Below are 26142 nucleotides of genomic sequence, written 5' to 3' on the forward strand. Positions count from 1 at the left end.
TCAGCTCCCCCCGCCGCCGCAGCCGCCCCCGCCGCAGCCGCCCCCGCAGCCGCCGCCTCCGCAGCCGCTCCCGCCGCCGCATCCCGCCGTGCCGCAACCGCCCGCGCCGGCGCTGTGCGACTGGTCGCCGCCGCGCCGCCGTCTGGTGGCGACCGTACGGGCCGGGGGGCCGTCGAGCGCGAGGACGAGGTTGGCGTCGTTCAGCTCGCCGAGGCCGTACAGCGCGACGGCCACCGGGCCGCTGGACGTGCCCGGCGGGTGGTCCAGCTTGGCCCGGTCGAGCGCGGCCTGCCCGGAAGCGGTGAGATCGGTGGGGAACGTGCGCCGGTGTCCGGCGATGGCGCTCGGCGCGCCCACGACCGTCCCGGCCAGGACGCCGAGCGCGGCCAGGGGAAGCGGCGACGTGCCCTCGACGGCCACCGACAGCGCCTCCACGGCCGCCCCGGCGAGCGCCAGCACCGCCAGCACCCGTAACCGGACGATCAGCCGGTCCACCTGGGTGAAGGAGCCGGTGGGGTGAACCGCGCCGATCCTGCCCAGCCGGTACCTGAGGGCGTCCAGGGTCTCGCCCTGGCTCACGCGCTCCCTGATCGTGCTCGCCCACGCGCCGGGGTCGCGCTCGACCTCGTCCAGGACGGCGTCCTCGACCGGCTCGCCGGTGCTCCGGGCGCCGGCCACCCGGTGCACCCGTCCGTCGCGGGACACGCGTACGGCCCCTGACGCCGCCAGCAGCCCGACGGCGGTGTCGGCCACGCGCCTGGATCCGCCCGCCAGGAAGGCCAGCTCGTAGGGGCCGAGATCGTGCGGCCGGGGCTCGACGGCGGCCCCCCGGATGGCGGCGTGCTCGCGCCGGACCGCCAGAACGGTGACCCCGGCGGTCACGGCCAGCGCCACCGCGAGGATGAGAAGGAACAGATCCATACGCCCTCCCCTCGTGCGACCCGTCGGGCCGCGTACCGGAAAGACGTATAAGCAAGGCATAAAGGTTCCGGGCGATCAGCACGCCCCCGCGCGGGGGGGGGGGCCCCCCCCCCCCCCCCCCCCCCCCCCCGCCGCCCCCCCCCCCCCGCCCCGGGCCCCCCCCCCCCCCCCCCCCCCCCCCCCCCCCCCGCGCCCGCTCAGCCGAGCCGGTCGAGCAGGGCGTCGTACTCGTCCCACAGCTCCTTCGGCAGGTGGTCGCCGAACTTCTCGAAGTGGGCCGGGATCAGGGCCGCCTCCTCGCGCCACACGTCACGGTCGACCGACAGCAGCGTGCGCAGGTCCTCCTCGGACAGGTCGAGGCCGTCGGTGTCCAGCTCGGCGGGCAGCAGGCCGATCGCCGTCGGGTTCGCCTTGGCCTCGCCGTTGAGGCGGTCGACGATCCACTTGAGCACGCGGCTGTTCTCGCCGAAGCCGGGCCAGATGAACTTGCCCTCGTCGTTCTTCCTGAACCAGTTGACGTAGTAGATGCGCGGCAGCTTCGCGCCCTTGACCCGGCCGATGTCGAGCCAGTGGCCGAAGTAGTCGCCCATGTTGTAGCCGCAGAACGGCAGCATGGCGAACGGGTCGTAGCGCAGCTCGCCCACCTTGCCCTCGGCCGCGGCGGTCTTCTCGGAGGCGACGTTGGCTCCGAGAAAGACGCCGTGCTCCCAGCTCAGCGACTCCGTGACCAGAGGCACGGCGGTGGCGCGGCGGCCGCCGAAGAGAATCGCCGAGATGGGCACGCCCTTGGGGTCCTGCCACTCCGGTGCGATGGTCGGGCACTGGGAGGCGGGTGTGGTGAAGCGGGCGTTCGGGTGGGCGGCGGGCTCGTCGCTGTCGGGCGTCCAGGAGCGCCCCTTCCAGTCGGTCAGGTGCGCCGGGGGCTCCTCGGTGAGCCCCTCCCACCACACGTCCCCGTCGTCGGTCAGGGCGACGTTGGTGAAGATGCTGTTGCCCCAGAGGGTCTTGATGGCGTTGGCGTTGGTCACCTGGCCGGTGCCGGGCGCGACGCCGAAGAAGCCGGCCTCCGGGTTGATGGCGTACAGGCGGCCGTCGTCGCCGAAGCGCATCCAGGCGATGTCGTCGCCGATCGTCTCGACCTTCCAGCCCGGGATCGTGGGCTGGAGCATGGCCAGGTTCGTCTTGCCGCAGGCGCTCGGGAAGGCGGCGGCGACGTAACGGGTCTCGCCGTCGGGCGGCGTGAGCTTGAGGATGAGCATGTGCTCGGCCAGCCAGCCCTCGTCGCGGGCCATGACGCTGGCGATGCGCAGCGCGTAGCACTTCTTCCCGAGCAGCGCGTTGCCGCCGTAGCCCGAGCCGTAGGACCAGATCTCGCGGGTCTCGGGGAAGTGGCTGATGTACTTGGTGGAGCTGCACGGCCAGGCCACGTCGGACTGGCCCGGCCGCAGCGGGGCGCCGACGGAGTGGACGGCCTTGACGAAGCCGCCGCGCTGCTCGATCAGGCGCAGCGCCCGGTCGCCCATGCGCGTCATGATCCGCATCGACACGGCCACGTATGCGGAGTCGGTGATCTCGACGCCGAGCTGCGAGATCTCGCCGCCGAGCGGGCCCATGCAGAACGGGACGACGTACATCGTGCGGCCGCGCATGCAGCCCGCGAAGAGCTCGGAGAAGGTCTGGCGCATCTGCGCTGGAGCGATCCAGTTGTTGGTCGGGCCCGCGTCCTCCTCGCGCTCCGAGCAGATGTAGGTACGGTCCTCCACCCGCGCCACGTCGCTGGGATCGGACTTGGCGTAGAAGCTGTTCGGGCGCGCGGCGAGCCGGGTGAGCGTGCCCTGCTCGACGAGGAGGTTGGTAAGGCGCGTCCACTCCTCCTCCGAGCCGTCGCACCACTCGATCCGGTCGGGCTGGGTCAGGGCTGCGATCTCGTTCACCCACGCGACCAATTCGCGATTGCTCGTCGGCGCGGGCACTTCCACGGAAACGGACACGACTGCGACTCCTCCACTCTCTCAGGGCCCAGTCATCATTAACGACGAAGGCGCATGAAAGCCAATTGGCATAGACCTGTTGGCGCGACCGTCGCCGCAGGCAGCGGCCCTGACGATCCGGGGAGCCTACCCAGGACTCGGAGTTTTAAAAGAGGAATTTCGCGGGGCCGGTCCAGGCCAATTCACGTGGTCTAAACCAATTACCGCAGTGGTTTAGTCCAATTTCTCGAGCCGTTTCCGCCGGTGTTCTCAGGAATTGACGTCCGGGCCCGCGTTGCGCACTCTGTCGACGTGCTGGAGTGCGTCGCGCAGCTCGGCCAGCCAGGTGTCGGTGTTCTTGCCGACCAGGCGCACGCACCAGGCGAGCGCGTCGCTGCGGCTCCTGGCCACCCCGGCGGCGACCAGCGTGTCGAGCACCTGACGCTCAGACTGACGCAGACGCGTCATCACGGGCACGGAGAGTGTGGTGAACATCACAGTCTCGCCCCCGCACCGCACGCCCCAGGAGACCTTCTGGCGGAACCGGCGCTCCGCCTCGCGGGCGATCTCGATCCGCCGCTCGCGGGTCTCCTCACGGAACCGGCGGGCCAGCCCCTCGATGAGGGCGAGCCGCTCGGCCTCGGGCGTGTCGGCGGGCGGGTCGGGCAGCGTGCCGAGCACCGCGATCTCCTCGCGGTCACGGACGATCTCGGGGGCCCCGGTGAACCACCCCTCGGGGAGCCGGCCGGTGAACCAGCCGCGGACCTGCGCGCTCATATCGTCTGCTGACATGTAATCACGATTACACAGTTGCGCGCGAAATGCACGAGCCGAACCGCGGATCGTGCGAAGGTTCGTTCAGCGGACGCGGGCGGCCGCGACGGGGCTGACCCGGACGACGCCGGCCAGGTTCCGCGTGCTCAACGGGGAGATCTTGACGACGTCACCGGTGCGCGGCGCCTGCAGCACCTTCCCGTTGCCCCAGTAGATCGCCACGTGCGAGATGTAACCCGGATTCGTCGGGTCGTTGCGCCAGAAGATCAGGTCGCCCGGTTGCGCCTGCGCCAGCGGCACCTGCGGCCCCGCCACCCACTGCTGGTGGGTCACCCGCGGCATCCGCACGCCCGCCTGCCCGTAGGCCCACTGCACCAGCCCCGAGCAGTCGAACGTGTCGGGCCCCTCGGCCCCCCACACGTACGGCCGGCCCAGCTTGGACACCGCGGCCTTCAGCGCCGCCGTGAGCTGTTCCACGGTCATGAACGATCCGGACGGCCAGTTCTTCGGAGTGTCGGCCCTGGGCCGCGGCTGGACGGGGTTGACGGTGGCCACCTGCGTGCCCTTGGGCATCGCGGCCAGGATGGCCCGGCGCAGCGCGTCGGAGTTCGCGCCCGGGGCGCTGACGATGAGCGCGTTGTCGCGCGGGAGGCGCAGCCTGCGCCCGGTCTCCTTGGACACGACCGCGTCGACCGCGCCGAACCCGGTGGTGGCGTACGCGCCGATGCGCAGCGGCCCAGCCGGCCCGCTCACGCGGCTGTGCAGCGCCAGGCCGCCGTCGTTGCCCAGCACGAACGAGACCGCCACGTCGCCGGAGGCGACGTTCTGCCACAGGGCGTCCGACGACGCCGTCACCTTGGGGGTGTAGGCCCGGAACGTGGACGGGTTCACCGCGAGCGTCTGCACCCGCTTGCCGTCGAGCGAGATGGAGGCCGCGTCGGCCAGCTCAAGGGCCCGTACGCCGCGCAGCCCGGCCACCTTGCGCAGCAGCTCGTCCGTGAACGGCTTGCGGGTGAGCACGAAGAGGTTGGGCTTGCGCAGCTTGCCCAGCGGAGCCACGGGCTGGTCGGCACGGGACTGGGCCATGAGCGTCTGCTTCGGCACCGGCCGCGCCCGCACCACCTCGACCGGCGCCTGCTCCTCCCCCGTCTGGACCAGCACCAGCACGTCGGTGGTGAGCACGGCCACCAGCATCACCACGATGAAGGGGACGAGCCTGGATAAGTCTCGCCGTTTCCGCGTCTTCACCAGGAAGCTGAGGTCCTGCGCGATTCCCGGCGAACGCGAAAACGCCGCCGGGCCGACGTGGGCCCGGCGGTCAGGATCTGCGGGGGTCAGTTGCCGATGTACGGCACAGCCTCGAGGATCTCGACGGTGTTCTGGCGGCCGTTGGGCATCGAGTACGTCGCCTTCTCACCGATCTTCTTGCCGTTGATCGCCGAGCCGAGCGGCGACTTGGGCGAGTAGACGTCGATCGGCGCTCCGCTCTCCTCGCGGGAGGCGAGTAGGAAGGTGACCTCGTCGTCGTCGCCGACGAACCGGATCGTCACGGTCATGCCGGGGCCGACCACGCCTTCGGTCTTGGGGGCCTCTCCCACCTTGGCGTTGTCGAGGATCTGGCGGAGGTGGAAGATCCGGGCCTCCATCTTGCCCTGCTCGTCCTTGGCGGCGTGGTAGCCGCCGTTCTCCTTCAGGTCGCCCTCCTCACGGGCGGCCTCGATCTTCTTGGCGATGTCGACGCGCCCGGGGCCAGAGAGATATTCGTACTCCGCCTTCAGGCGGTCGTACGCCTCCTGCGTCAGCCATGTGACGTTCTCATCGCGAGAGTCGGCCACGGGTTCTCCTTGCTTGCCTAGGGGGCCCTGAGATCACTTGAGGATGTGGACGGTCGAATTGCGAAAGGCTAACAACTCAACCGCCCGGACGCTTCCCCAAATGTCTCACTATACGAGATTGCAGTACTGGATGTGGACGGAAGTGGCCTGACCACTGGTGTCGAGGCTCTCCTTGAGCTGCTTACTACCCTCACCAGCCGGGATTCTTACTTCCTTGCTACCGACTTCCGCGTGGTAGACGTCCAGTGCCCTGATCCGGCAGACGGCCACTCTATCGTCGGGCTTGTACACCTCGAAGGTGATCTCCGCGCGCCCGGGCGCGTCGATGCTGAACGAGACGACCTGCGCCGGGGCCTCCGAGCCGCCGCCGGCCGTCATCGACCACATCACCCATCCCCAGCCACCCGCGACGATGGCCACCAGCACGCCGATCACGACATGCACGACCAGCCGGCCGCCTCTCTTCGGACGGTCGGGGAAGTCGTCGGGTGTGCCGAGAACGGGTCCGTTCCCGACATCTTCGGTGACCATGGCGGAATCTCCCTGCACTCCCTGAGCGTTATCCGAGACAATTGTCGCCCGCGGGGGGCGTGCCCTCGCGACCGCCCAGCAGAAACTAACCTCTCTGGACGAGTGACCGGTCCTCCACCGAGGAGACCCTGTGAGGAGAACGCGCCCGTGAGTGCACCCCTGAGGTTGATGGCAGTCCACGCCCACCCCGACGACGAGTCGAGCAAGGGCGCCGCCACGATGGCGCGTTACGTGCGCGAAGGCGTGGAAGTGCTGGTCTGTACCCTCACGGGCGGTGAGCGGGGTTCCGTGCTCAACCCGAAGATGGACCGGCCCGAGATCGTGGCCAACATCGGCGAGGTGCGCAGGGCGGAGATGGAGCGGGCCCGCGAGATCCTCGGGGTCCAGCAGCGTTTCATGGGCTTTGTCGACTCCGGCCTGCCGGAGAGCGAGGAGGAGGAGCTGCCCGAGGGCTGCTTCGCGCTGCAGAAGCTTGAGGACGCCTCGGCCCCGCTGGTGGCCGCCGTGCGCGAGTTCCGCCCGCACGTGATCATCACCTACGACGACGACGGCGGCTACCCGCACCCCGACCACATCATGACCAACAAGGTCTCCGTCGAGGCGTTCGAGGCGGCCGGCGACCCCGACCGCTACCCCGGCACCGGCGACCCGTGGCAGCCGATGAAGCTCTACTACCAGATGGGCTTCACCAAGGAGCGCTTCGAGGCGCTGCACGAGGCCATGACCGAGCGCGGCCTCGGCTCCCCGTACTCCGACTGGATCTCCCGCTGGGAGGACCGGCCGGCCAAGTGGCCGGTGACGACGCGGGTGCCGTGCGGCGAGTACTTCCAGATCCGCGACGAGGCGCTGCTCGCGCACGCCACCCAGGTCGACCCCGACGGCTTCTGGTTCGTCTGCCCGCGCGAGCTGCAGCAGGAGATCTGGCCGACCGAGGACTACCACCTGGCGCGCTCGCTCGTCGACACCGAGCTGCCCGAGGACGACCTGTTCGCCGGCATCCACGCCGAGGACGTCTCACCCGCCTGCCACTGACCGGACCACGGCATACGGGTGGCAGACTGAAGGTGTGACAGTTCTCGCAGCTGGTGATGTCAGTCCGGGTCTGCTCGGCTTCACCGTCGTCGCCCTCATCGGGCTGGCCCTCTACATCCTCATCAAGTCGATGAACAAGCAGATGTCGAAGATCCAGGTTCCGCACGAGGGCGACACGGACAAGAAAGCCGAATAGATGCCGATCGAAGTAGTCGACAACTCGACGGAGTGCCGCTTCGAGGTCCTCGTCGACGGCAAGGTCGCCGGGTTCGCCGACTATCGACTGCTGCCCACGAAAGTCGTCTTCACGCACACCGAGGTGCTGCCCGCCTACGAGGGCCAGGGCCTGGCGAGCAGGCTCGTCGAGTACGCGCTGCGCACGAGCGTCGACACCGGCCTGCGCATCGTGCCGCTGTGCCCGTACGTGGCCCGCTACATCGAGCGTCACCCCGAGTTCAAGGAGTACAGCGACCCGTCAGTCGCGGGGTGACCAGGCGCGTTCCAGGGCCTTGGGCAGGCCCCACCAGCCGAGCGGGGTCAGCACCTCGTCGGCGTCCACGATGCCCAGGTAGGTCCACAGGCTGACCACCGAGGCGAACAGACCCTCGGTGGCGTCGAGGTCGTCGTCGTCCTGCTCGCCCGACTCAATGTCGTCGGACTCGGCGATGAGCCTGGCCAGGCGTTCCGGCGAGGCCAGCACCCCGGGCCCCATGCGGGCCAGCGCCGCCACCGCGGCCAGCCAGTCGGCGTGCTGGATCGCGCACAGGTTGGCCAGGGCGGTGTCCTCGTGGCCGAGCTCCCCCTCCAGGTCGGCGAACTCCTCCGGCACGTCGTCGGCCTCCGACAGGTCGGAGATCGGCCCGGCCACGCCCGCCGCCACCGCCAGCCACAACTCCCGGTCGTCGTCCGGCATCGGCCGGTCGTCGAACCCGGCGCAGGCGCGCAGCACGTTCGCGGGGTAGCCGGGCAGGTCCAGCAGCACGCGCAGGCGCGCGGCGGCCAGCTCCAGCTCGACCAGCGGCAGCTCGGGCGCCTTGGGCAGCTCGCCGACGATGCGGCGCAGCTCCGACAGCGCGAACGCCTCCTCCTCGTCGAGGGCGGCGAACAGCTCCTCGTCCTGCTCGTCGCTGACCGCGAAGCCGGGCACCCGGCCGTCGGGCAGCGGCGTGGCCAGCCAGTGCTCCTGGAGCTCCTCGTACGCCCGGCGGGCGGCGTGGTCGCCCTGGGCCAGCGCGTCCGGGGCGACCTCCCCGGCGGCGACGCGCTCCTCCAGGAAGGAGACCATGCGCCCGAACATCTCGGCCGCGACCGGGCCGCGCTCGTCCTCCTCGGGCCAGACGAAGTAGCTGGGCGTCATGAGGATCGGCTCGGTGCCGGTGGACTCGACCCAGCGCTGCACGTCGCCGACGGTGGCCACGCCCGCCTCGATGGAGCTCAGCGTGGCCTTGGCGGAGTCCCAGAACGGCTGCGAGAGCGGGTTGCCCGCCGCCACCATGGCCCGCCGCAGATCGGGCAGCGCCACCAGCGCCACGCCCGAGGGCACGGCCAGCAGCGCGCGGGCGACGTCCCTGCGCGTGACGGCGGCGGGCGGGCGGCCGGCGTGGGCGCAGACGTAGTCGATGTCCACGCCCGTAACCTACGCCGTCCGCCCCGCCCGAGTCAGCCGCGGGGTGGCGGGCCGTCCCCGGGGACGCGGTTTAGGGTGAGCGAGGGAGGTCCTGATGAACCGGTTGAACGACGCCACGAGCCCTTACCTGCTGCAGCACGCGGGCAATCCCGTCGACTGGCACCCGTGGGGCGAGGAGGCGTTCGCCGAGGCCCGGCGCCGGGACGTGCCGCTGCTGATCAGCGTGGGCTACTCGGCGTGCCACTGGTGCCACGTGATGGCCCACGAGAGCTTCGAGGACGCCGACACGGCCGCCCTCATGAACGAGCACTTCGTCAACGTCAAGGTCGACCGCGAGGAGCGGCCCGACGTCGACGCCGTCTACATGACCGCCACCCAGGCCATGACCCAGCAGGGCGGCTGGCCGATGACGGTGTTCGCCACGCCCGACGGCCATCCGTTCTACTGCGGCACGTACTTCCCGCGCCCCCACTTCCGGCGGCTGCTGGCCGAGATCCACCGGGTGTGGACCGGCGACCGGGAGTCGGTGCTGGCGCAGGGCGCCAAGGTGGTCGAGGCGCTCAACCAGAACACCGCGTTCCCGCGCGGCGCCACTCCGGAGGCGGAGACGCTGGAGCGGGCCGTCGCCAACCTGCGCGAGTCGTTCGACCCGGTCAACGGCGGGTTCGGCGGCGCGCCGAAGTTCCCGCCGTCGATGGTCCTGGAGTTCCTGCTGCGCTGCGGCGAGCGCGAGATGAGCGGCCGGACGCTCGAAGCCATGGCCCGCGGCGGCATCTACGACCAGCTCGGCGGCGGTTTCGCGCGGTACAGCGTCGACGCCGAGTGGGTGGTCCCGCACTTCGAGAAGATGCTCTACGACAACGCCCTGCTGCTGCGGGTCTACACCCACTGGTGGAAGGCGGGCGGCGGCGACCTGGCCCGCCGGGTGGCGCTGGAGACGGCCGGCTGGATGCTGCGCGAGCTGCGCACGCCCGAGGGCGGCCTCGCCTCGGCCCTCGACGCCGACAGCGAGGGCGTGGAGGGCAAGTTCTACGTCTGGACGCCCGAGGAGCTGCGCGAGGTCCTGGGGGACGACGACGGCCGCTGGGCCACCGGCCTGTTCGACGTCACCGGCACGTTCGAGCACGGCACGTCGGTGCTCCAGCTCCCGCGCGACCCCGAGGACCCGGTGCGGTACGCCGGCGTGCGCGGCAGGCTGCTGGCGGCCAGGGAGCTGCGGGTGCGACCGGGCCGCGACGACAAGGTCGTGGCCTCCTGGAACGGCCTGGCCGTCGCGGCGCTCGCGGAGGCCGGCGTGGTGTTCGAGCGTCCCGACCTGGTCGAGGCCGCCACGGCGGCGGCCGAGCTGCTCGCGGACGTGCACACGACCGGCGGGCGGCTGCTGCGCACCTCCCGCGACGGGCGCGCGGGCGCCAACGCGGGCGTCCTGGAGGACTACGCGAACGTGGCCGAGGGGCTGATCTCCCTCTACGGCGTGACCGGCGCGACGAAATGGCTCCGGCTGGCCGGAACGCTGCTCGACACGGTCCTCGACCGCTTCTCCGACGGCTCCGGCGGCTTCTACGACACCGCTGACGACGCCGAACGGCTGTTCCAGCGTCCACAGGACCCCACCGACAACGCCACGCCCTCCGGCCAGTACGCGGCCGCGGGGGCCCTGCTGTCCTACGGCGCGCTGACCGGCTCGGCCCGGCACCGGGAGGCCGCCGCGGCCGCGCTCGCCACGGTGTCGGTGCTGGCCGACCGGCACGCCAGGTTCGCCGGCTGGGGGCTGGCCGTGGCCCGCGCGGCGCTCGACGGGCCCGTGGAGGTGGCGGTCGTCGGCAGCCCCGCCGACCCGCGTACGGCCGCCCTGCACCGGGAGGCGCTGCTGGCCGACGTGCCGGGCCTGGTGGTCGCGCCCGGCGACGGCGAGGCCGGCGGCGAGCCCTTCCCCGCGCTGCTGGAGGGGCGCGGGCCCGTCGGAGGCGCGCCGGCCGCCTACGTGTGCAGGGGGTTCGCCTGCCGGCTGCCGGTCACCACGGTGGAGGAGCTGCGGGCCGAGCTAGCCGGTGCCTGACGGCCGGCCGAGGTTGTCGCGCTGGGTGTCGCGGCTCTCCTCCGGGGGCCCCAGAGGCTGGTCGGAGGGCGCCGTGGGCGCGTCCTGGGGGCGTTCGTCCTGCCGGTCGCGGCCGGTCCTGCCGTTGTCGCCGGAGCCGTCGTCGGTGGGGGCCTCGGTGACCGTCGGGTCGCCGAACGGCTGCTGATCGGTGGGGCCGGAGTCGGGGTTGCCCCACTCGTTCTGGTCGGCGGGCGGCGTCGACTGCTGGTCGCGGACGTCGCGGCCGCGGTCGGGCGGCGAGTAGGAGGACTCGTAGCCGTACTGGGAGGGCTCGGGGAACTCCTCGACGGGCTCGCCGGCCATGGCCTCGGTCATGAACGCCCGCCAGATCTGCGCCGGGAGCTGGCCGCCGAACTGCGTGCCGTAGCCGGGGATGGTGACGGTCTCGTCGTCGCTGCGGAACATGTTCACGGCGACGGCGAGCTGCGGGACGAACCCGTTGAACCAGACGTTCTTGGAGTCGTCGGTGGTGCCGGTCTTGCCGGCCACCGGACGGTCGTAGAGGCGGGCGGCAGTGCCGGTGCCGTACTTGACGACCTGCTGCATCGCGTAGACGGTGTCGGCGGCGGCCTGCTCCCCCACCACCTTCGTGGCGACGGGCTTGACCGTCTTCTTCTCGCCCTTGCCGTCGGTGACCGACTTCACCACGTGGGCCTCCATGTGCACGCCCTTGTTGGCGAAGGTGGAGAAGCCCGAGGCGTTCTGGACGGCGCTGACCGAGGACACGCCGAGCGGGAAGGTCGCGTACGCCTGCTGCCCCTGCAACTGCTCCTTGGGGATGCCCGCGGCCTCGGCGACCTCCGCGACCTTGTTCAGGCCGACCTTCTGGCCGAGGTCGACGAAGGCCGTGTTGACGGAGTTCTGGGTGGCGCTGACCAGGTTGATCTGGCCGTAGGAGCGGCCGCTGTCGTTGGGGATGGGCTTGTCGGCCGAGGCCACGCGCAGCGGCGAGTTGCCGTCGACCCTGGTGGACAGGTCGAAGCCGTTGTCGAGCGCGGCGGCCAGCGTGTACGGCTTGAACGTCGACCCCGCCATCCGCTTGGCAGAGAACGCGTTGTCGTAGTCGCCGACCTGGTCGTGGCGGCCGCCGTAGAAGGCGACGACCTCGCCGGTGGCCGGATCGACGGCGGCCAGCCCGGTGCGCACCTTCTTCGGCGTCGAGGCCGGGAGCACGTCCTTGACCGCCTGCTCGGCCGCCGTCATGAGCTTCTTGTCGAACGTCGTGACGATCTTCAGGCCGCCGCTGTTGATGGTCTCGTCGGAGTAGCCGCGCCGGTTGAGCTCGGCGGTGACCTGGTCGAGCATGTACTGGCCCTGGCCCTTGAGCTCGAACGGCTTCTTGGGCGCCTTGAGCACCGGGAAACGCTCGGCGGCGGCCTGCTGGCGCGACAGCGCGCCCGTCTGGCCCATGGCGTCGATCACGGCCTGCCAGCGGGAGCGGGCCGCGTCGAGGTCGGCGCCCTCGGGGTCGGCGAACCTGCTGGGCTGCTGGATGACCGCCGCCAGGTACGCGCCCTCGGCGACGGTGAGCTTGTCGACGTCCTTGCCGAAGTAGGCGCGCGCGGCCGACTGGACGCCGTTGGCGCCGCGGCCGAAGTAGATCGTGTTGAGGTACTGCTCCAGGACCCAGTCCTTCGACTTGGACTGGTCGACCTTCATCGCGATGAGGATCTCTTTGAACTTGCGGGTGACCGAGCGCTCCTGGCTGAGGCCGCTGTAGTAGTTGCGCACGAGCTGCTGGGTGATCGTGGAGCCGCCCTGGAGCTGCTGCCCGGTGACGGTGGACCAGACGGCCCGCGCGGTGCCCTTGAGCGAGACGCCGCCGTCGTTGTAGAACGAGCGGTTCTCGGCGGCGATGACCGCGTCGCGCACGTGCTTGGGCACCTTGGCCAGCTCGACGTTCCGGCGGTCGACGCCCTGCCGGGCGAGCACCGTCCTGCCGTCGCGGTAATAGATCACCGAGCCTTCGGCGGTGGCCGATTTCTGCGTGCTGTCGGGAATGGGAGTCATCGCCCACGCAATGGCGAAAAGACCGGCAAGCACGGCGATTCCGGCGCCGAAAGAGATCAACACTATTCGGAGTACGCGCCGTTTCCGCATGCCTTTTCCACCACCGCCCCGCATCCGAGACCCCCCTCTGAGACACCTTCGCCCAACCCCCGCCAGCTGGGCGAATGTCAAGGGTAAACGATCGATAACGGTGCCTCGTCCCTAAGCGATGGTACGTCTAGCGCCCCCCGCGGCGCGGAACATCGGCGACCAAAGGCAGCACTCGGTAAGGAACCGGGGTGTCGAGTGCGATGATCGAAGAAGTCCTGAGCACCCCCTGAACATCCACGATTTGGTCGATGACCCTTTGCAGATCGGCATTCGTCCGCGCGACCACCCGGCACAGCAGGTCCGCGCCGCCGGTGATGGTGTGCACCTCCAGCACCTCGGGGATGTGGGCCAGCCGGTGGGCGACCGGGTCGTGCCCGGAGACCTGCCTGATCTCCATGGTGACGAACGCCGTCACGTCGTAGCCGAGCGCCACGGGCGACACGTCGGGCCCGAACCCGGTGATCACACCCCTGGCCACCAGCCGGTCGAGCCTGGCCTGGACGGTGCCGCGGGCGACGCCGAGGCGGCGGGAGCACTCCAGCACGCCCAGCCGGGGCTCGGCGGTCAGCAGCGAGATCAGCCGGGCGTCCAGTTCGTCGATCGTCATGCTGTACAAGTTCTCCGACTCTGACCCGAGATGGGTGGACAGATTGTGCACTCGTTCAAGTAACTGTTGCACAACTCGTCCAGCTAAATCGAGAGTTAGGGGTATGACTGATGTCTTTCCGGTTAACGGCATGGACGCCGTGGTGTTCGCCGTGGGCAACGCCCGGCAGGCCGCCCACTACTACTCGACCGCTTTCGGCATGCGACTGGTGGCCTACCGCGGGCCGGAGAACGGCAGCCGCGACGCGGTCGCCTACGTCCTGACCTCGGGCAGCGCCACCTTCGAGTTCCGGGCCTCGATCCGGCCCGGCACGGACATGGCCAGGCACGTCGCCGAGCACGGTGACGGCGTGATCGACCTGGCCATCCAGGTGCCCGACGTGGAGGCCGGGTACGCCTACGCGGTCGCCCACGGGGCCACCGGCCTGGTGGAGCCGTACACGCTGGAGGACGAGCACGGCAAGGTGGTGCTCGCGGCCATCGCCACCTACGGCGAGACCCGGCACACGCTCGTGGACAGGTCCAACTACGGGGGCGCGTACCTGCCCGGTTACGTGCCGGCCGAGCCGCTCGTCGCGCCGCCCGCGACGAAGACCGGACGCCTGTTCCAGGCGGTCGACCACTGCGTCGGCAACGTCGAGCTCGGCAAGATGGACGAGTGGGTGGAGTTCTACCGCAAGGTGATGGGCTTCACGAACATGGCCGAGTTCGTCGGCGACGACATCGCGACCGAGTACTCGGCGCTGATGTCCAAGGTCGTGGCCGACGGCACCCGGAAGGTCAAGTTCCCGCTGAACGAGCCGGCGATCAGCCGCAAGAAGTCGCAGATCGACGAGTACCTGGAGTTCTACGGCGGGCCCGGCGTGCAGCACATCGCCCTGGCCACCAACGACATCCTCACCACCGTCGACCACATGCGCGCGGCGGGCGTGCAGTTCCTCGACACGCCCGACTCCTACTACGACGACCCCGAGCTGCGCGAGCGCATCGGGCAGGTCAGGGCGCCGATCGAGGAGCTGAAGAAGCGCAAGATCCTGGTCGACCGCGACGAGGACGGCTACCTGCTGCAGATCTTCACGCAGCCGGTCCAGGACCGCCCGACGGTCTTCTTCGAGCTGATCGAGCGGCACGGGTCGCTCGGCTTCGGCAAGGGCAACTTCAAGGCCCTGTTCGAGGCGATCGAGCGCGAGCAGGAACGCAGGGGCAACCTTTAGTTTGTCCCGACTTAGTGGGGGTGATCTGGATTTTATGGGACCACCACCACATTCTGGGCTGATGAGGCGTCGGCGGCGGGGAGCCGCCGGCGCCTCCGGCTCTTCCCCCTCCACGGTGACCAGTCGTCGGGAGCGCGTGACCCTGCGTAAGATTCAGGTCACGGGCTGAAGGGGGCTGGTTCACCTATGCGGATCAGAAGACGCGGCGCGGCCGTGCTGGTGGCGCTGATCAGCGTGCTCGCGTGCGCGCCCACCGACGAGCCGCCGCCCCGCTCGGCCGCCGGCCGCCACACGGGCGCGCCGGGCATCGGCGACCCCGACTTCCCGCAGGACGGCAACGGCGGCTACGACGTCGCCCACTACTCGCTGACCGTCGACTACACCCCGGCGACCAAGCGGCTCACCGGCCTGACGAAGATCCGCGCCAAGGCCACCCAAGACCTGTCGAGCTTCAACCTCGACCTCACCGGCCTCGACGTCGCCAAGGTCAGCGTCGACGGCTCGCCCGCGCGTTTCTCCCGCAAGGACGGCGAGCTGACCGTGACCCCGGCCGCGCGGCTCGACGCCGGCTCGCCGTTCACCGCCGAGATCTCCTACTCCGGCAGCCCCACGCCCGCCAAGGACACCGCCAACCTGGGCACGTACGGGTTCATCCCCACCGCCGACGGCGCGTTCGTGGCCTCCGAGCCCAACGGCTCCAAGACCTGGTTCCCCAGCAACGACCACCCGGCCGACAAGGCCACGTTCGACTTCACGGTCACCGTGCCCGCCGGCCTGACCGTCGTGGCCAACGGCGAGCAGAGCGCGTCCCCGTCCACCGCGGGCGGCCGCACCACCTACCGGTGGAGCGAGCGGCACCCGATGGCCACCTACCTCGCCACGGCCACGATCGGCAAGTTCGAGGTGCGTCAGGGCCGTTCGCCGGGCGGCATCCCGACGTACGCGGCCGTCGATCCGAAGTTCAAGACCGGCCTCGACCGCGTCTACAACGTCTCGGGCGAGATCACCGACTACTGGAGCACGGTCTTCGGCGCCTACCCGTTCTCCTCGACCGGCGCCATCGTCGACGACTACTCGGCCGGCTACGCCCTGGAGAACCAGACCAAGCCCCTCTACGGCGGCTTCGACCCCGACGAGGGCATCATCGCCCACGAGCTGGCCCACCAGTGGTTCGGCGACAGCCTGACCATCAAGCGGTGGAAGGACCTGTGGCTCAACGAGGGCTTCGCGACGTACGCGGAGTGGCTGTGGTCGGAGCACCGGGGCAAGAAGACCGCCGACACCATCTTCAAGGACTTCTACAACCGCAGTGCCAAAGACCCGATGTGGTCCTACCCGCCGGGCCGGGCCAAGCCCGGTGACCTGTTCAACGAGTCGGTCTACACCCGCGGCGGCATGGCGCTGCACGCCCTGCGCAAAGCGGTCGGCGACCCGACGTTCTTCAAGCTGCTCAAGACCTGGACCGCCGAACACCGCTACGGCAACGTCACCACGCGGCAGTTCGTCGACCTGTCCGAGCGGCTGTCCGGCAAGGACCTCGACCCGCTCTTCGACGCGTGGCTCTTCCAGCCGCGCCGCCCCACCCTGGCCTGACCTGCGCCGAAACGCTTTCCTTCGGCCGAGCCAAGTACAGGTGTAAGGGCGAACGACGAAGGGAGCGAGGCCAGTGCGCCTCAACGAGGACCCGGCGGCCTTCGAGGCCTTCTACCGCCGCCATGTCGACGTCGTCATGCGGTTCGTGGTCCGGCGGGTGAGCGATCCCCACCTGGCCGCCGACCTGACGGCCGACGTCTTCCTGGCGGCCCTCGACTCGGCCCACACCTACGTGCCGGGCCGGGGCAGCCAGACCGCGTGGTTGTACGGCGTGGCCCGCAACGTGGTGTCGGCCCAGCTCCGCAGGTCCGCCCGGGAAGCGCGGGCGGCCGGCCGGATCGCGGGGCGGCGGCTGATGGACGACGACGACCTCGTCCGGATGGAGGAGCGGATCGACGCCGAGCGCGGGATGCGCGGCGCCCTGGAGGCCATGGCGGGCCTGCCGGAGGGCGAACGCGCGGTGCTGGAGCTCGTGGCGATCGACCAGCTCACCGTCTCCGAGGCGGCCGCCGCCCTCGGCATCAGGCAGGTGACCGCGCGGGTCCGCCTGCACCGGGCCAGACGCGCCATGGAGAACGTCGCTTCGCCGTCGGCCGTGTACGTGGAGGGAGAGGCATGAACACTTTCGAGGAGCGGTTGCTCGGCGCGCTCAAGCAGGAGATGGCGGCCGGCCCGGCGCAGGCCGGGGCGCAGGCCGGGGGGCAGGTCGTCACGCCGGTCGTCCGGCGGCCCCGGCGCAGGCTCGTGGGGCTGGCCGCGGCGGCCGGGGTCGCCGCGGTCGCGACGGTGGCGGCGACCGGCCTGTTCGGCGGGGCGCCGGCGTACGCGGTGACCGGGACGGCCGACGGCGGGGTGTCGGTGGAGATCAACGCCTTCCGCGACCCGGACGGGCTGGCGTCCGAGCTGGCCGCGGCGGGGGTCAGGTCGGTGGTGGACTACCTGCCGTACGGGCAGGTCTGCAAGGAGCCGCGCGGGCAGCACGGCACCGCCGAGGGGCGGTTCGAGGCGAGCATCGGCAGCACCGGGCACGGGATCTCCTTCAAGATCCCGAAGGGGCAGGTTCCCGCCGGGCAGACGCTCGTGCTGGCGGTCACCCTCGACAGGAGCGGGCCGGAGGCCCCTCCGGTCTCCACCTCCCTGCAGATCGTCAAGGGCGCGGTGGCCCCCTGCGAGCCGACCGCGATGCCCGCGCCGCCCACGGACGGCCCCACCGACCGCTCCGGCACCCGGACGGGCACCGGGGAAGGCACCGGCGGGAGCAACGGCGAGGGCACCGGCGACGGCCCTGGCTGGCACACCGAACAGGGCTGACGTCCCGGGCGGTCGGCGGTTCTGCCGCCCTCCGCCCGGCACACGACCGCCCTCCCGGGCAGGCGGCGGCCTCCGCACCCTCGGCCCGCGCCCGCCCGGCGACCCTCCCGCGGAGGTCAGTCGCGGGAGGAGGTCCAGTAGGCGCCGCCGGCCAGGAGGAGGGCGGCGGCGCCTACCAGGCCGGCCTCCTGTCCGAGGGCGGCGGGCACGACCTTGAGGCGGCGGGCGAAACCCATGCGGGCGTGGTCCCGCAGCGCCTCCTCCAGGGGGCCGAACAGCGGTTCGCCGGCCTGCGACAGTCCGCCGCCGATCGTGACCAGGTCCAGGTCGCACAGGTGGGTGGCGGAGGCGATCGCGATCCCGAGCGCCCGTCCGGCCCGCCGCATGGCCAGCACGGCCATGGGGTCCCCGGCGAGCGCGTCGGCCGCCAGCGCCCGCCCGGTGACCGCCCGATCCTCCAGGTACGCCGCAGGACCCTCGGACGCCTCCCCACCCTCGGACGCCTCCATGGGCTCGGAGACGGCGGCGGGGGTCCAGCCCTGGGTGAGGGCCCAGGCGGTGAGGGCGGGGCCGCGGGCGATCGCTTCCAGGCAGCCGTGGCCGCCGCAGCCGCAGCGGGGGCCGCCGTCCGGTTCGACCACGACGTGCCCGATGTGGCCGGCGTTGCCCGTGCCACCGTTGACCAGGCGTCCGCCCAGGATCAGGCCGCCGCCGACGCCGGTGGAGACCACCATGCCCAGCATGTCGGCGCTGCCCTGGCCGGCGCCCTGCCAGTGTTCGGCGATGGCCAGGCAGATGGCGTCGTTGTGGAGGCGTACCGGTAATCCGGGGAACCGGCCGGCCAGCCGGGCGCGCAGCGGGAAGCCGCGCCAGCCGGGGATGTTGAGCGGCGAGACCTCGCCGTCGGGCCAGGTCATCGGCCCGCCGCAGCCCACGCCGACCCCTTCGGCGCGCGCCGACAGGGGGTCGATGAGGGTGGCGAGGGTGTGCCAGAGCGTCTCGGCGTCGGCGTTCTGGGGGGTGGCGGCGCGCCGGGAGGTGATCACGGCGCCGTCGGGGGCCACCAGCCCGGCGGCCATCTTGGTGCCGCCGACGTCGATCGCCAGGATCACGACAGCTCCGGCTCCGCGGCGCTGGAGAAGACCAGCACGGACGCCGTGAGCCCGTGCACGTGGTTGTGCCCGCCGACCGGCCCGACCTCGCCCGCGGCGAAGAAGCCCGCGACGCCGATCGGTCCCAGCGTGTCGCGCAGGGCGACCGGGTCGTGGTCGGCGGTGCCGAACATCGCCGAGCCCCGGCCGTTGCACGAGAACAGCAGCGCGCCGTCGACCTTGCCGAGCTCCTCGCGGTGGGCGTCGAGCAGGTCGTACAGGTCCTCGTCGGCGGTGGCCGCGTCCCTGACCTGGAAGCGCACGGTACGGCCGATCTCCACGATGTCCCCGATGGCCACGGCCTCGCGTTCGGGGTCGATGCCGATGACGCCCCGGATGAGGAAGTCGCCGCGTTCGTGACGTTCGGCGTACTCGTCCATGGCCACGCCGATCTGCAGGCCGGCGGCGACCAGTTCGCGGTCGTCCTCGTCCAGCTCGCTGACGATGTCCTCCAGCCGGGCCAGCGCGGGCTGACCGGCCAGTTCGAGCAGCAGGTTCTCCTCCGAGGCCGTGACCACCATGCTGGGGCCGATCGGGCGGCAGCCCTGGCTGACCACCGTACTGATCTTGATCGGCCCGCTGAGCAGGACGCCGATCGCGCCCTCGGTGTAGATCTTGCCGTCCGCGAACAGCCGTACGGACCCCCTGCCCTGCAGCCCGTTGGCCAGGCCGCCGATCAGCGGCAGGTCGCCGAGCACGTCGACCGAACGCTCCACGAACGCGTCGGTCGGGAAGGTGTACGGGTCGGCCAGCAGGATCGCCACGTGGTCGTCGCCTGTGCGCTCGGGCAGCCCGACGACCACGAACCGGTCCTCGGCCGCCAGCGTCTCCAGGGCGAACGTGGTGAGCCTGGCCCCCTCCAGGGTGGCCGCCCACGCGCTCACCGCGGGCGTCAGCTCGACCCCCTGCCCGTCGCCGATCACACCGGTGGCGCTGCATCCGATCACGTGCGCCTCGGGCGCCAGCTTCATCGCGGCCTGGCCTGCTCTCGCGACGTCCTCGGGGTCCTCGCCGCAGATGAAGAAGCAGACCAGGTCGGCCTGGCCGCTGAGCCTCGACAGTGCCTGACCGACGGCGCTCTCCGCGGCCTCCACCAGGTCGGAACCCACGGCGAGGCCGTCGGCGAAGCGGCTTGTCATCAAGGCCACGCGTCTCGCCTCCCTCGACATGTACATGTTCCCTAGGGCCGATTCTCCCCACTAAAGGGACAAGCACGCGTACGAACCGTCACGCAATAGGTCAAGATCCGAAATCTCCGCCAGATGCGAAACTCTCTGCCGCATTTCTCGCGGGGGACGTAGTCTCGATCCCGTGCATCAGCCACGTATTCTCCGCGAGTTGCGGGAGAGCGGCCACGTTCATCGCAGCGTCAAGGCCGAGGTCCGGGAAAACCTGCTGGCCAGGCTGCGGGCCGGCGAGCCCCGGTTCCCCGGCATAGTGGGCTTCGACGACTCCGTCCTGCCACACCTGGAGCGGGCGCTGCTCGCCGGGCACGACCTGGTCCTGCTCGGTGAGCGAGGGCAGGGCAAGACGCGGCTCATCCGCACGATCACCGGCCTGCTCGACGAGTGGACCCCGGTGGTCGAGGGCTGCGAGATCAACGACCATCCGTACGCACCCGCCTGCACGCGCTGCAAGACCCTGGCGCGCGAGCTGGGCGACGAGCTGCCGGTGGCGTGGAAGCACCGCGACGAGCGTTACGGCGAGAAGCTCGCCACTCCCGACACCTCCGTCGGCGACCTCATCGGCGACGTCGACCCCATCAAGATCGCAGAGGGGCGCACCCTCGGCGACCCCGAGACCGTCCACTACGGCCTGGTCCCCCGCACCAACCGCGGTGTGTTCTCCGTCAACGAGCTGCCCGACCTGGCCGAGCGCATCCAGGTCTCGCTGCTCAACGTGCTGGAGGAACGTGACATCCAGGTGCGCGGCTACAACCTGCGCCTGCCCCTCGACATCCTGCTCATCGCCAGCGCCAACCCCGAGGACTACACCAACAGGGGCCGCATCATCACGCCGCTGAAGGACCGCTTCGGCGCCGAGATCCGCACCCACTACCCGCTCACGGTCGAGGACGAGCTCACCCTCATCCGCCAGGAGTCGGTGCCCGACATCGGGGCCGACGTGCCGGAGCACCTGATCGAGGTGATCGCCAGGTTCACCCGGCTGGTCCGCGAGTCCACGGCCGTCGACGCCCGTTCCGGCGTGTCGGCGCGCTTCTCGATCGCCGCCGCCGAGACCGCCGCGGCCTCCGCCGTGCGCAGGTCCGCGATCAAGGGCGAGGACCAGGCCGTCACGCGCGTCTGCGACCTGGCCTGCGTCGTCCACAGCCTGCGCGGCAAGGTGGAGTTCGAGGTCAGCGAGGAGGGCAGGGAGACCGAGATCCTGGCCCACCTGCTGCGCCGGGCCACGGCCGAGACGTTCAGGAACAGGCTGGGCGGCATGGACCTGGCCCCGGTGACCGACAAGTTCGCCGAGGGCAACCAGGTGGAGTCCGGCGACATGGTGGCCGCGGCCGAGCTGCTGCACCGGATCGGTCCGGTCAGCGGCCTGGCCAAGATCATGTCCAGGCTCGGCATGGGCGCCGGCGAGGAGTCCCCCGGGCACGCCGCGGCGGCCCTGGAGTTCGCGCTGGAAGGTCTCTACCTGATGCGGCGGCTGTCAAAGGAAGACCTCGACGGGGTCACGATCTACAGGACGTGAACAATCGGGCGGTTTCCCGCGTCGTAGTGTTTGGTTGATCACGACTCCGGGGGGAACCGCCCATGCGCCTGCTCATCCATGCCACCGCCGTCGGCCTCGTCCTGGGCGGCCTCGCGCTTCCCGCGCAGGCGGCCCCCGCCAGGGCAGCCGCCAAGACCGCCTACGGCTACGCCTGGGCCGACGGCAAGGGCAGCCTGCGGATCGTGCCCATGAAGCCGGCCAAGGTGCGGCGCGGCGGCAACGTGCTCTACAAGCTGACCGCGATCCCGGGGGCCGAAGAGCTCAAGCTCGACTACACCCGCGCCGCCTACAGCCGGGTGACGACGGCCTGCGACCTGAAGGAGACCGAGGGCCGGGTCGCGCTGGACCGCGACGGCCTGGGCCGGACGTCGTGCAAGCCCGCCCAGCTCACCGTCGGGCTCCGGGAGGGCGCGGTCCCGCTGCGCGTCGAGTACGAGGGCGGCAAGGCCGTGAAGGCCCAGGAGTTCCTGCTGAACGCCTGGCCGGAGCCGGTCACCGCGCGCGGCTCGGTCAAGCGCGTCGACGACGCGACGATCCTGTTCAGCACCGGAGGCAAGCAGCTCAAGCTCGGCTACACGTACCTGACGTCCTTCTACCGGGCCACCGCCCGCTGCGGCGACCGCTGGGTGTCCGGGAAGCCGGCCGGCGTCGACAAGCGCGGGCTCGGCACGCTGCCCTGCGAGTCGGCCGATCTGACCAAGGCGCTCAAGGGGGCCGGGCGCGCGGTGCAGGTGCAGGTGAGTTATACGCCCGACGCGAACAGCGCGGTCGAGGTGTGGGAAGTGGCCAGGCGTCCGTAGACGGGCGGGGGCGGGTTGGGGTTAGCGTGGAAGCGTGATGGCCTTCCGCTACGGCGAATACCACGACGGCCCCGACCCCCTGGCCCCTCCTTACGACGTACGCGCGGCCCTCGACGAGATGGGCGACGCGATCCTGTCCGGTTCGACGCCGGTCCACGCGCTGCGCGACCTGCTCAAGCGCGGGCTGCCCGGCAGCCAGGACCGGCGGGGCCTCGACGACATGCTCAAGGAGGTCCGCAGGCGGCGCAGGGACCTGCGCGAGCGCGGGCGGCTCGACGGCACCCTCGAACGCGCGCGGGCATTGCTGGACAAGGCGATCGGGCAGGAGCGGGCCGAGCTGTTCCCCGACCCGTCCGACGACGCGCGGCTGCGCGAGGCCGGGCTCGACGGGCTGCCGGAGGACACCGCGAGCGCCATCCAGGAGCTGAGCGCGTACGAGTGGCGTTCGGCGGCGGCCCGCCAGACGTTCGAGGAGCTGCGCGACCTGCTTCGGCGCGAGGTGCTCGACAGCCAGTTCAGAGGGCTCCGCGACGCGCTGGCCAACCCCGACCCCGAGGCCATGGCCCGTGTCCGGCAGATGATGTCCGATCTGAACGACATGCTGGACAGGGACACCCGGGGCGAGCACACCCAAGAAGACTTTGATGCCTTTATGGCGAAATATGGCGATTTGTACCCAGAAACGCCCCGGAACCTTGAGGAGCTCGTCGACATCCTGGCCCGGCGGGCCGCCGCCACCCAGCGCATGCTGGCCTCGATGACCCCCCGCCAGCGCGAGGAGCTGTCCGGCCTCATCAACCAGACCCTCGACCAGGCCGGCCTGTCCGACCAGATGCGCCGCCTCGGCGAGGCCCTGCACGCCCGCCGTCCCGACCTGGCCTGGAACGCCCCCGAGCGCCTGACCGGCGAGGAGCCCCTGGCCATGGGCGACGCCGTCACCGCGCTGGAGGAGCTGGCCGACCTCACCCAGCTGGAGACCGCCCTGCGCCAGGACTACCCGGGCGCGCGGCTCGACGACATCGACGAGGCCGCCGTACGCCGCGCGCTGGGCCGGGCGGCGGTCGACGACCTGGAGGCGCTCAAGCGCATCGAACGCGAGCTGGAGGAGCAGGGCTACCTGCTGCGCCGCCGCGGCAAGCTGGAGCTGACCCCGAAGGCGGTCCGGCGGCTCGGCGAGACCGCGCTGCGGCGCGTGTTCTCCTCCCTCGACGCGGGCCGCCGCGGCGACCACGACCAGCACGACGCGGGCTCGGCCGGCGAGCTCACCGGCTCCACCCGGCCGTGGCGCTTCGGCGACGAGCAGCCGATCGACGTCGTCCGTACGCTGGTCAACGGCGTGCGAAGCGGCGGCGTGGCGACCGCCCCGCAGGACGGACGCGCCCGGGTGCGGCTGTCCGTCGACGACTTCGAGGTCTCCGAGACCGAGCGCCGCAGCGCGGCGGCGGTGTGCCTGCTGGTCGACCTGTCGTACTCGATGGCCCTGCGCGGCACGTGGGCCGCGGCCAAGCAGACGGCGCTGGCCCTCCAGGCGCTGGTGGCCTCCAAGTTCCCGCAGGACGCCGTGCAGATCATCGGCTTCTCCAACTACGCCAGGGTCCTGCAGCCCGACGAGCTGGCCGGCCTCGACTGGGACATGGTCCAGGGCACCAACCTCCACCACGCCCTCCTGATCGCCGGCCGCCACCTCGACCGCCACCCCGACTTCGAGCCGGTGGTGCTGGTGGTCACCGACGGCGAGCCGACCGCCCACCTCATGCGCAACGGCAGGTCGGCCTTCGAGTGGCCGCCGTCGCACGAGACGCTGGAGCTGACGCTGGCCGAGGTGGACAAGATGACGCGACGGCGGGCGACGATCAACGTCTTCATGCTGGCGGCCGACGACCGGCTGAAGGAGTTCGTGGACGAGGTGGCCCGCAGGAACGGCGGCCGGGTGTTCTCACCGAGCGCCGACCGACTCGGCGAATACGTCGTCAGCGACTTCCTCCGCCTCCGCCGCTCCCGCTGACCGGAGGGAATGCCTTCGCTCATCGGCATTCCTCCGGCGCTGGAGGCTCACTTCGCCGTACGGCTGAACGCTCGGAGACGCCGGGCGGCCGTCGTCTCGATCCTGGTCTCCTCGGCCAGGTTCTCGGCCAGCTCGTCCAGCGTCGCTCCACAGCGGACGTTGGACAGCACGCTTCCGCGGGGAACCGGGCTCCTGCGGACGGCCACCCAGCCTCCGGTCACGTCATGGATGTGCCAGCCGGGGTTGCCGGCCCGCACCAGCCGCACGCTCACGGCCACTGTCTCGCCACCGCTGAACGGGCCGTGGCCCAGGCGGACAGCCGCACCGGCACGCGGCCCTGGGACGTCGGACGGGCCCTCAAGCCGCCCGGTTGCCCGGGGTTCAGTACGTCGTCATGTCGCGGCACGTGACCGAAACTACGAACGTCGCCGGAAGGAAAGTCACACGCTGTGTGCGACTTCTCTAGGGGGTCGTCCGCCGGATGCGTCGCGCCAGCGATCGCAGGGGCTCCGGAACGCGCGTATGCGCTCGCAGCAGGCCGGTGACCGTCTCGCGGGCCATCGGGTGGTACGCCGTGTGCTGCGGGGACAGCCGCTCCGCGCGCCTGAGCGAGTCGAGGGCACGATCCGGCCTGCCGGCCATGAGCTGGAGCCGGGCGAGATCGATGTAGTGGTGCGAAGACCTCTCGGGTGGGAGGGATCGGGGCGGCGTGAAGCCCTCGTTCCGCCGCAGCGCCTCGTCGGGGTCCTCCAGCTCGATGGCGGCCGCTATCTCGTGGATGCGCACGTTTCCGGGCCCGAAGGCGAGGCCGTGGTGGTTGGTGTCGCGGCCGATGCGCGAGGCGTACTCGCGCGCCGCCGCCAGGTGTTCCCACGCCTCCGTCCCTCGTGGGCGCAGCCGGGCGGACAGGATGGCGGACCTCAGGTGCATCGAGCCCAGGACGGCCAGCCCCGGTTCGCTGTCCGAGACCAGGTCGTCGAACTCCTGGTGGGCGTGTTCGAGGAAGGTGAGTCCTGTGCGGTAGGCCGCCGAGCCGAAGAACACCTGGGCCCGCTCCTCGGCGACGTAGGCGAGCAGTTCCGGTATGCCGGTCTCGCGCGCGGCCTGCGCCGCACGATCCACGGCGACGGAGACGAGATCGACGTATCCGAGGCGATAGGCGACGGACTTGGCGGCCACGAAGGCGTACATCATCATCTCGGCCACGGTCCGGCGCTTCGTGCCCTCACTGCCGTGCAGGACGGCGGACAGTTCCTCGATCAGGCCCGGTAGCACCCGGCCGAGTTCTGCATAGTCGATCCTGTCGAGCAGGACGCCGACCCTGCGAACGTCATCGGCCATCGCGTCGAGCGCTCTGGGCTCCACAGCGAGCTCAGGCGGGATGTCCCAGTGGTTGAGCGCGATGCGGACGGCGGGAATGCCGGCGTGCGCCCGGTCGGCCGGTGCGGTGGAGCCCCGGTAGGGCTGTCCGGTGAGTTCGGTGACGCCGATGCGCAACGCCCTGGCCACGGCGGCGATGAACCAGGGGGTCGCGGGCTTGCTTCCTCGCTCGACCTGGGACACCAGGCTCTTGGAGCAGGGCACGAGCAGGGCCAGGCCGTCCTGTGTCAACCCGGCCAGCTTCCTGGCCTCGGCGATCCGGGGGCCGATGCCGGCGTCGTCCAGGATCAGGATGTTCGTACCGGCGGAGCTCATGGGAGTCCCCTTCCCGGGAAGCCGGCTGCTGCCTTTTGGCTCAGGGTAAGAGGTGGCCGTCCGAGAGGGAGCCGGTTCGGCGGGACGATGCGCCGGAAGCGGGAGAGGGCCGCGCTGTGCGGGGCCGTGACACCTCGTGCCCGGCGGGATGG

General features: G+C 71.1%; 24 protein-coding genes. 11 read left to right on the plus strand and 13 right to left on the minus strand.

Annotated features, from left to right (window positions below; translation table 11 throughout):
- The 6 genes from ACIBQ6_RS41800 to ACIBQ6_RS41825 form a co-directional block, all read right to left on the minus strand.
- Positions 1-921: a TIGR04222 domain-containing membrane protein gene (locus tag ACIBQ6_RS41800; protein WP_397218555.1), complete on the minus strand. Its 921-nt coding sequence runs from the start codon at positions 919-921 to the stop codon at positions 1-3.
- 197 nt (positions 922-1118) lie between these two features.
- Complete coding sequence (locus ACIBQ6_RS41805) at positions 1119-2912, minus strand: phosphoenolpyruvate carboxykinase (GTP) (RefSeq protein WP_397218557.1); 1794 nt, start codon at positions 2910-2912, stop codon at positions 1119-1121.
- Between the two features lie 249 nt (positions 2913-3161).
- Positions 3162-3683 (minus strand): hypothetical protein, encoded by a 522-nt coding sequence (locus ACIBQ6_RS41810; protein WP_358294480.1) that lies wholly within the window; start codon positions 3681-3683, stop codon positions 3162-3164.
- 66 nt (positions 3684-3749) lie between these two features.
- Entirely contained in the window at positions 3750-4859 is a 1110-nt protein-coding gene (locus ACIBQ6_RS41815) for a C40 family peptidase (RefSeq protein WP_397218558.1), read from the minus strand.
- 140 nt (positions 4860-4999) lie between these two features.
- Positions 5000-5500, minus strand: coding sequence for a transcription elongation factor GreA (gene greA / locus ACIBQ6_RS41820; protein WP_352323258.1), 501 nt, complete (start codon positions 5498-5500; stop codon positions 5000-5002).
- A 108-nt stretch (positions 5501-5608) separates the two neighbouring features.
- On the minus strand, positions 5609-6031 hold the full coding sequence (locus tag ACIBQ6_RS41825; RefSeq protein WP_357974645.1) for a DUF4307 domain-containing protein: 423 nt from the start codon (positions 6029-6031) through the stop codon (positions 5609-5611).
- Between the two features lie 147 nt (positions 6032-6178).
- Between ACIBQ6_RS41825 and mca the strand changes: the two genes are divergently transcribed.
- Genes mca through ACIBQ6_RS41840 form a run of 3 tightly spaced genes read left to right on the plus strand, consistent with a single transcriptional unit; the run spans position 6179 to position 7553 of the window.
- Positions 6179-7063 carry a mycothiol conjugate amidase Mca gene (gene mca / locus ACIBQ6_RS41830; RefSeq protein ID WP_352323256.1) on the plus strand — a complete coding sequence of 295 codons (885 nt, stop codon included), beginning with the start codon at positions 6179-6181 and terminating at the stop codon, positions 7061-7063.
- A gap of 34 nt (positions 7064-7097) precedes the next feature.
- Complete coding sequence (locus ACIBQ6_RS41835; protein ID WP_352323255.1) at positions 7098-7259, plus strand: hypothetical protein; 162 nt, start codon at positions 7098-7100, stop codon at positions 7257-7259.
- Positions 7260-7553 carry a GNAT family N-acetyltransferase gene (locus tag ACIBQ6_RS41840; RefSeq protein WP_352323254.1) on the plus strand — a complete coding sequence of 98 codons (294 nt, stop codon included), beginning with the start codon at positions 7260-7262 and terminating at the stop codon, positions 7551-7553.
- Here the strand turns inward: ACIBQ6_RS41840 and ACIBQ6_RS41845 are convergent.
- On the minus strand, positions 7539-8690 hold the full coding sequence (locus ACIBQ6_RS41845) for a hypothetical protein (RefSeq protein ID WP_397218559.1): 1152 nt from the start codon (positions 8688-8690) through the stop codon (positions 7539-7541). The genes ACIBQ6_RS41840 and ACIBQ6_RS41845 overlap by 15 nt on opposite strands.
- 94 nt (positions 8691-8784) lie before the next feature.
- Here ACIBQ6_RS41845 and ACIBQ6_RS41850 point away from each other — a divergent pair, with 94 nt between their 5' ends.
- On the plus strand, positions 8785-10749 hold the full coding sequence (locus ACIBQ6_RS41850) for a thioredoxin domain-containing protein (RefSeq protein WP_397218560.1): 1965 nt from the start codon (positions 8785-8787) through the stop codon (positions 10747-10749).
- Here the strand turns inward: ACIBQ6_RS41850 and ACIBQ6_RS41855 are convergent.
- A complete protein-coding gene (locus tag ACIBQ6_RS41855; RefSeq protein ID WP_397218561.1) occupies positions 10735-12801 on the minus strand; it encodes a transglycosylase domain-containing protein in 2067 nt (688 codons plus the stop codon). The genes ACIBQ6_RS41850 and ACIBQ6_RS41855 overlap by 15 nt on opposite strands.
- 217 nt (positions 12802-13018) lie before the next feature.
- On the minus strand, positions 13019-13498 hold the full coding sequence (locus tag ACIBQ6_RS41860) for an Lrp/AsnC family transcriptional regulator (protein WP_352323250.1): 480 nt from the start codon (positions 13496-13498) through the stop codon (positions 13019-13021).
- Between the two features lie 130 nt (positions 13499-13628).
- Between ACIBQ6_RS41860 and hppD the strand changes: the two genes are divergently transcribed.
- The 4 genes from hppD to ACIBQ6_RS41880 all read left to right on the plus strand — a co-directional run bounded on the left by hppD (position 13629) and on the right by ACIBQ6_RS41880 (position 17615).
- Complete coding sequence (gene hppD / locus ACIBQ6_RS41865) at positions 13629-14711, plus strand: 4-hydroxyphenylpyruvate dioxygenase (protein ID WP_397218562.1); 1083 nt, start codon at positions 13629-13631, stop codon at positions 14709-14711.
- Between the two features lie 186 nt (positions 14712-14897).
- The gene (locus tag ACIBQ6_RS41870) at positions 14898-16304 is read left to right on the plus strand and encodes a M1 family metallopeptidase (protein ID WP_397218563.1); all 1407 of its coding nucleotides are present in this window, start codon (positions 14898-14900) and stop codon (positions 16302-16304) included.
- 73 nt (positions 16305-16377) lie between these two features.
- Positions 16378-16923 (plus strand): RNA polymerase sigma factor, encoded by a 546-nt coding sequence (locus tag ACIBQ6_RS41875; RefSeq protein ID WP_397218564.1) that lies wholly within the window; start codon positions 16378-16380, stop codon positions 16921-16923.
- Positions 16920-17615, plus strand: coding sequence for a hypothetical protein (locus ACIBQ6_RS41880; RefSeq protein WP_397218566.1), 696 nt, complete (start codon positions 16920-16922; stop codon positions 17613-17615). The genes ACIBQ6_RS41875 and ACIBQ6_RS41880 overlap by 4 nt, the downstream gene beginning before the upstream one ends.
- A gap of 116 nt (positions 17616-17731) precedes the next feature.
- Here ACIBQ6_RS41880 and ACIBQ6_RS41885 read toward each other — a convergent pair whose 3' ends face one another.
- Positions 17732-18727: an ROK family protein gene (locus ACIBQ6_RS41885; RefSeq protein WP_397218567.1), complete on the minus strand. Its 996-nt coding sequence runs from the start codon at positions 18725-18727 to the stop codon at positions 17732-17734.
- The gene (locus tag ACIBQ6_RS41890; protein WP_352353142.1) at positions 18724-19905 is read right to left on the minus strand and encodes an FIST N-terminal domain-containing protein; all 1182 of its coding nucleotides are present in this window, start codon (positions 19903-19905) and stop codon (positions 18724-18726) included. Before ACIBQ6_RS41890 ends, ACIBQ6_RS41885 begins: the two co-directional genes overlap by 4 nt.
- Before the next feature lie 172 nt (positions 19906-20077).
- On the opposite strand from ACIBQ6_RS41890, the gene ACIBQ6_RS41895 reads away from it, so the two are divergent.
- The 3 genes from ACIBQ6_RS41895 (at position 20078) to ACIBQ6_RS41905 (ending at position 24295) form a co-directional block, all read left to right on the plus strand.
- Complete coding sequence (locus ACIBQ6_RS41895; protein WP_352326127.1) at positions 20078-21469, plus strand: sigma 54-interacting transcriptional regulator; 1392 nt, start codon at positions 20078-20080, stop codon at positions 21467-21469.
- Between the two features lie 62 nt (positions 21470-21531).
- Entirely contained in the window at positions 21532-22290 is a 759-nt protein-coding gene (locus ACIBQ6_RS41900) for a hypothetical protein (protein ID WP_397218568.1), read from the plus strand.
- Positions 22291-22327: 37 nt separating this feature from the next.
- Positions 22328-24295 carry a VWA domain-containing protein gene (locus ACIBQ6_RS41905; RefSeq protein ID WP_397218607.1) on the plus strand — a complete coding sequence of 656 codons (1968 nt, stop codon included), beginning with the start codon at positions 22328-22330 and terminating at the stop codon, positions 24293-24295.
- A 47-nt stretch (positions 24296-24342) separates the two neighbouring features.
- Here ACIBQ6_RS41905 and ACIBQ6_RS41910 read toward each other — a convergent pair whose 3' ends face one another.
- Both ACIBQ6_RS41910 and ACIBQ6_RS41915 read right to left on the minus strand, forming a co-directional pair.
- The gene (locus tag ACIBQ6_RS41910) at positions 24343-24567 is read right to left on the minus strand and encodes a hypothetical protein (RefSeq protein ID WP_397218569.1); all 225 of its coding nucleotides are present in this window, start codon (positions 24565-24567) and stop codon (positions 24343-24345) included.
- Between the two features lie 190 nt (positions 24568-24757).
- The gene (locus ACIBQ6_RS41915; RefSeq protein ID WP_397218570.1) at positions 24758-25990 is read right to left on the minus strand and encodes a helix-turn-helix domain-containing protein; all 1233 of its coding nucleotides are present in this window, start codon (positions 25988-25990) and stop codon (positions 24758-24760) included.
- Between the last annotated feature and the right edge of the window lie 152 nt (positions 25991-26142).

Source organism: Nonomuraea sp. NPDC049655, assembly GCF_044465465.1.
In the GTDB taxonomy this organism is placed as follows: Bacteria; Actinomycetota; Actinomycetes; order Streptosporangiales; family Streptosporangiaceae; genus Nonomuraea.

Bases quoted from the DNA above. Each gene is read 5' to 3' on its own strand.
- ACIBQ6_RS41800 (WP_397218555.1), bottom strand. From the start codon at position 921: ATGGATCTGTTCCTTCTCATCCTCGCGGTGGCGCTGGCCGTGACCGCC.
- ACIBQ6_RS41810 (WP_358294480.1), bottom strand. From the start codon at position 3,683: ATGTCAGCAGACGATATGAGCGCGCAGGTCCGCGGCTGGTTCACCGGC.
- ACIBQ6_RS41815 (WP_397218558.1), bottom strand. From the start codon at position 4,859: ATGCTGGTGGCCGTGCTCACCACCGACGTGCTGGTGCTGGTCCAGACG.
- ACIBQ6_RS41825 (WP_357974645.1), bottom strand. From the start codon at position 6,031: ATGGTCACCGAAGATGTCGGGAACGGACCCGTTCTCGGCACACCCGAC.
- ACIBQ6_RS41840 (WP_352323254.1), top strand. From the start codon at position 7,260: ATGCCGATCGAAGTAGTCGACAACTCGACGGAGTGCCGCTTCGAGGTC.
- ACIBQ6_RS41850 (WP_397218560.1), top strand. From the start codon at position 8,785: ATGAACCGGTTGAACGACGCCACGAGCCCTTACCTGCTGCAGCACGCG.
- ACIBQ6_RS41855 (WP_397218561.1), bottom strand. From the start codon at position 12,801: ATGACTCCCATTCCCGACAGCACGCAGAAATCGGCCACCGCCGAAGGC.
- ACIBQ6_RS41860 (WP_352323250.1), bottom strand. From the start codon at position 13,498: ATGACGATCGACGAACTGGACGCCCGGCTGATCTCGCTGCTGACCGCC.
- hppD (WP_397218562.1), top strand. From the start codon at position 13,629: ATGGACGCCGTGGTGTTCGCCGTGGGCAACGCCCGGCAGGCCGCCCAC.
- ACIBQ6_RS41870 (WP_397218563.1), top strand. From the start codon at position 14,898: ATGCGGATCAGAAGACGCGGCGCGGCCGTGCTGGTGGCGCTGATCAGC.
- ACIBQ6_RS41880 (WP_397218566.1), top strand. From the start codon at position 16,920: ATGAACACTTTCGAGGAGCGGTTGCTCGGCGCGCTCAAGCAGGAGATG.
- ACIBQ6_RS41890 (WP_352353142.1), bottom strand. From the start codon at position 19,905: ATGACAAGCCGCTTCGCCGACGGCCTCGCCGTGGGTTCCGACCTGGTG.
- ACIBQ6_RS41900 (WP_397218568.1), top strand. From the start codon at position 21,532: ATGCGCCTGCTCATCCATGCCACCGCCGTCGGCCTCGTCCTGGGCGGC.
- ACIBQ6_RS41905 (WP_397218607.1), top strand. From the start codon at position 22,328: ATGGCCTTCCGCTACGGCGAATACCACGACGGCCCCGACCCCCTGGCC.
- ACIBQ6_RS41915 (WP_397218570.1), bottom strand. From the start codon at position 25,990: ATGAGCTCCGCCGGTACGAACATCCTGATCCTGGACGACGCCGGCATC.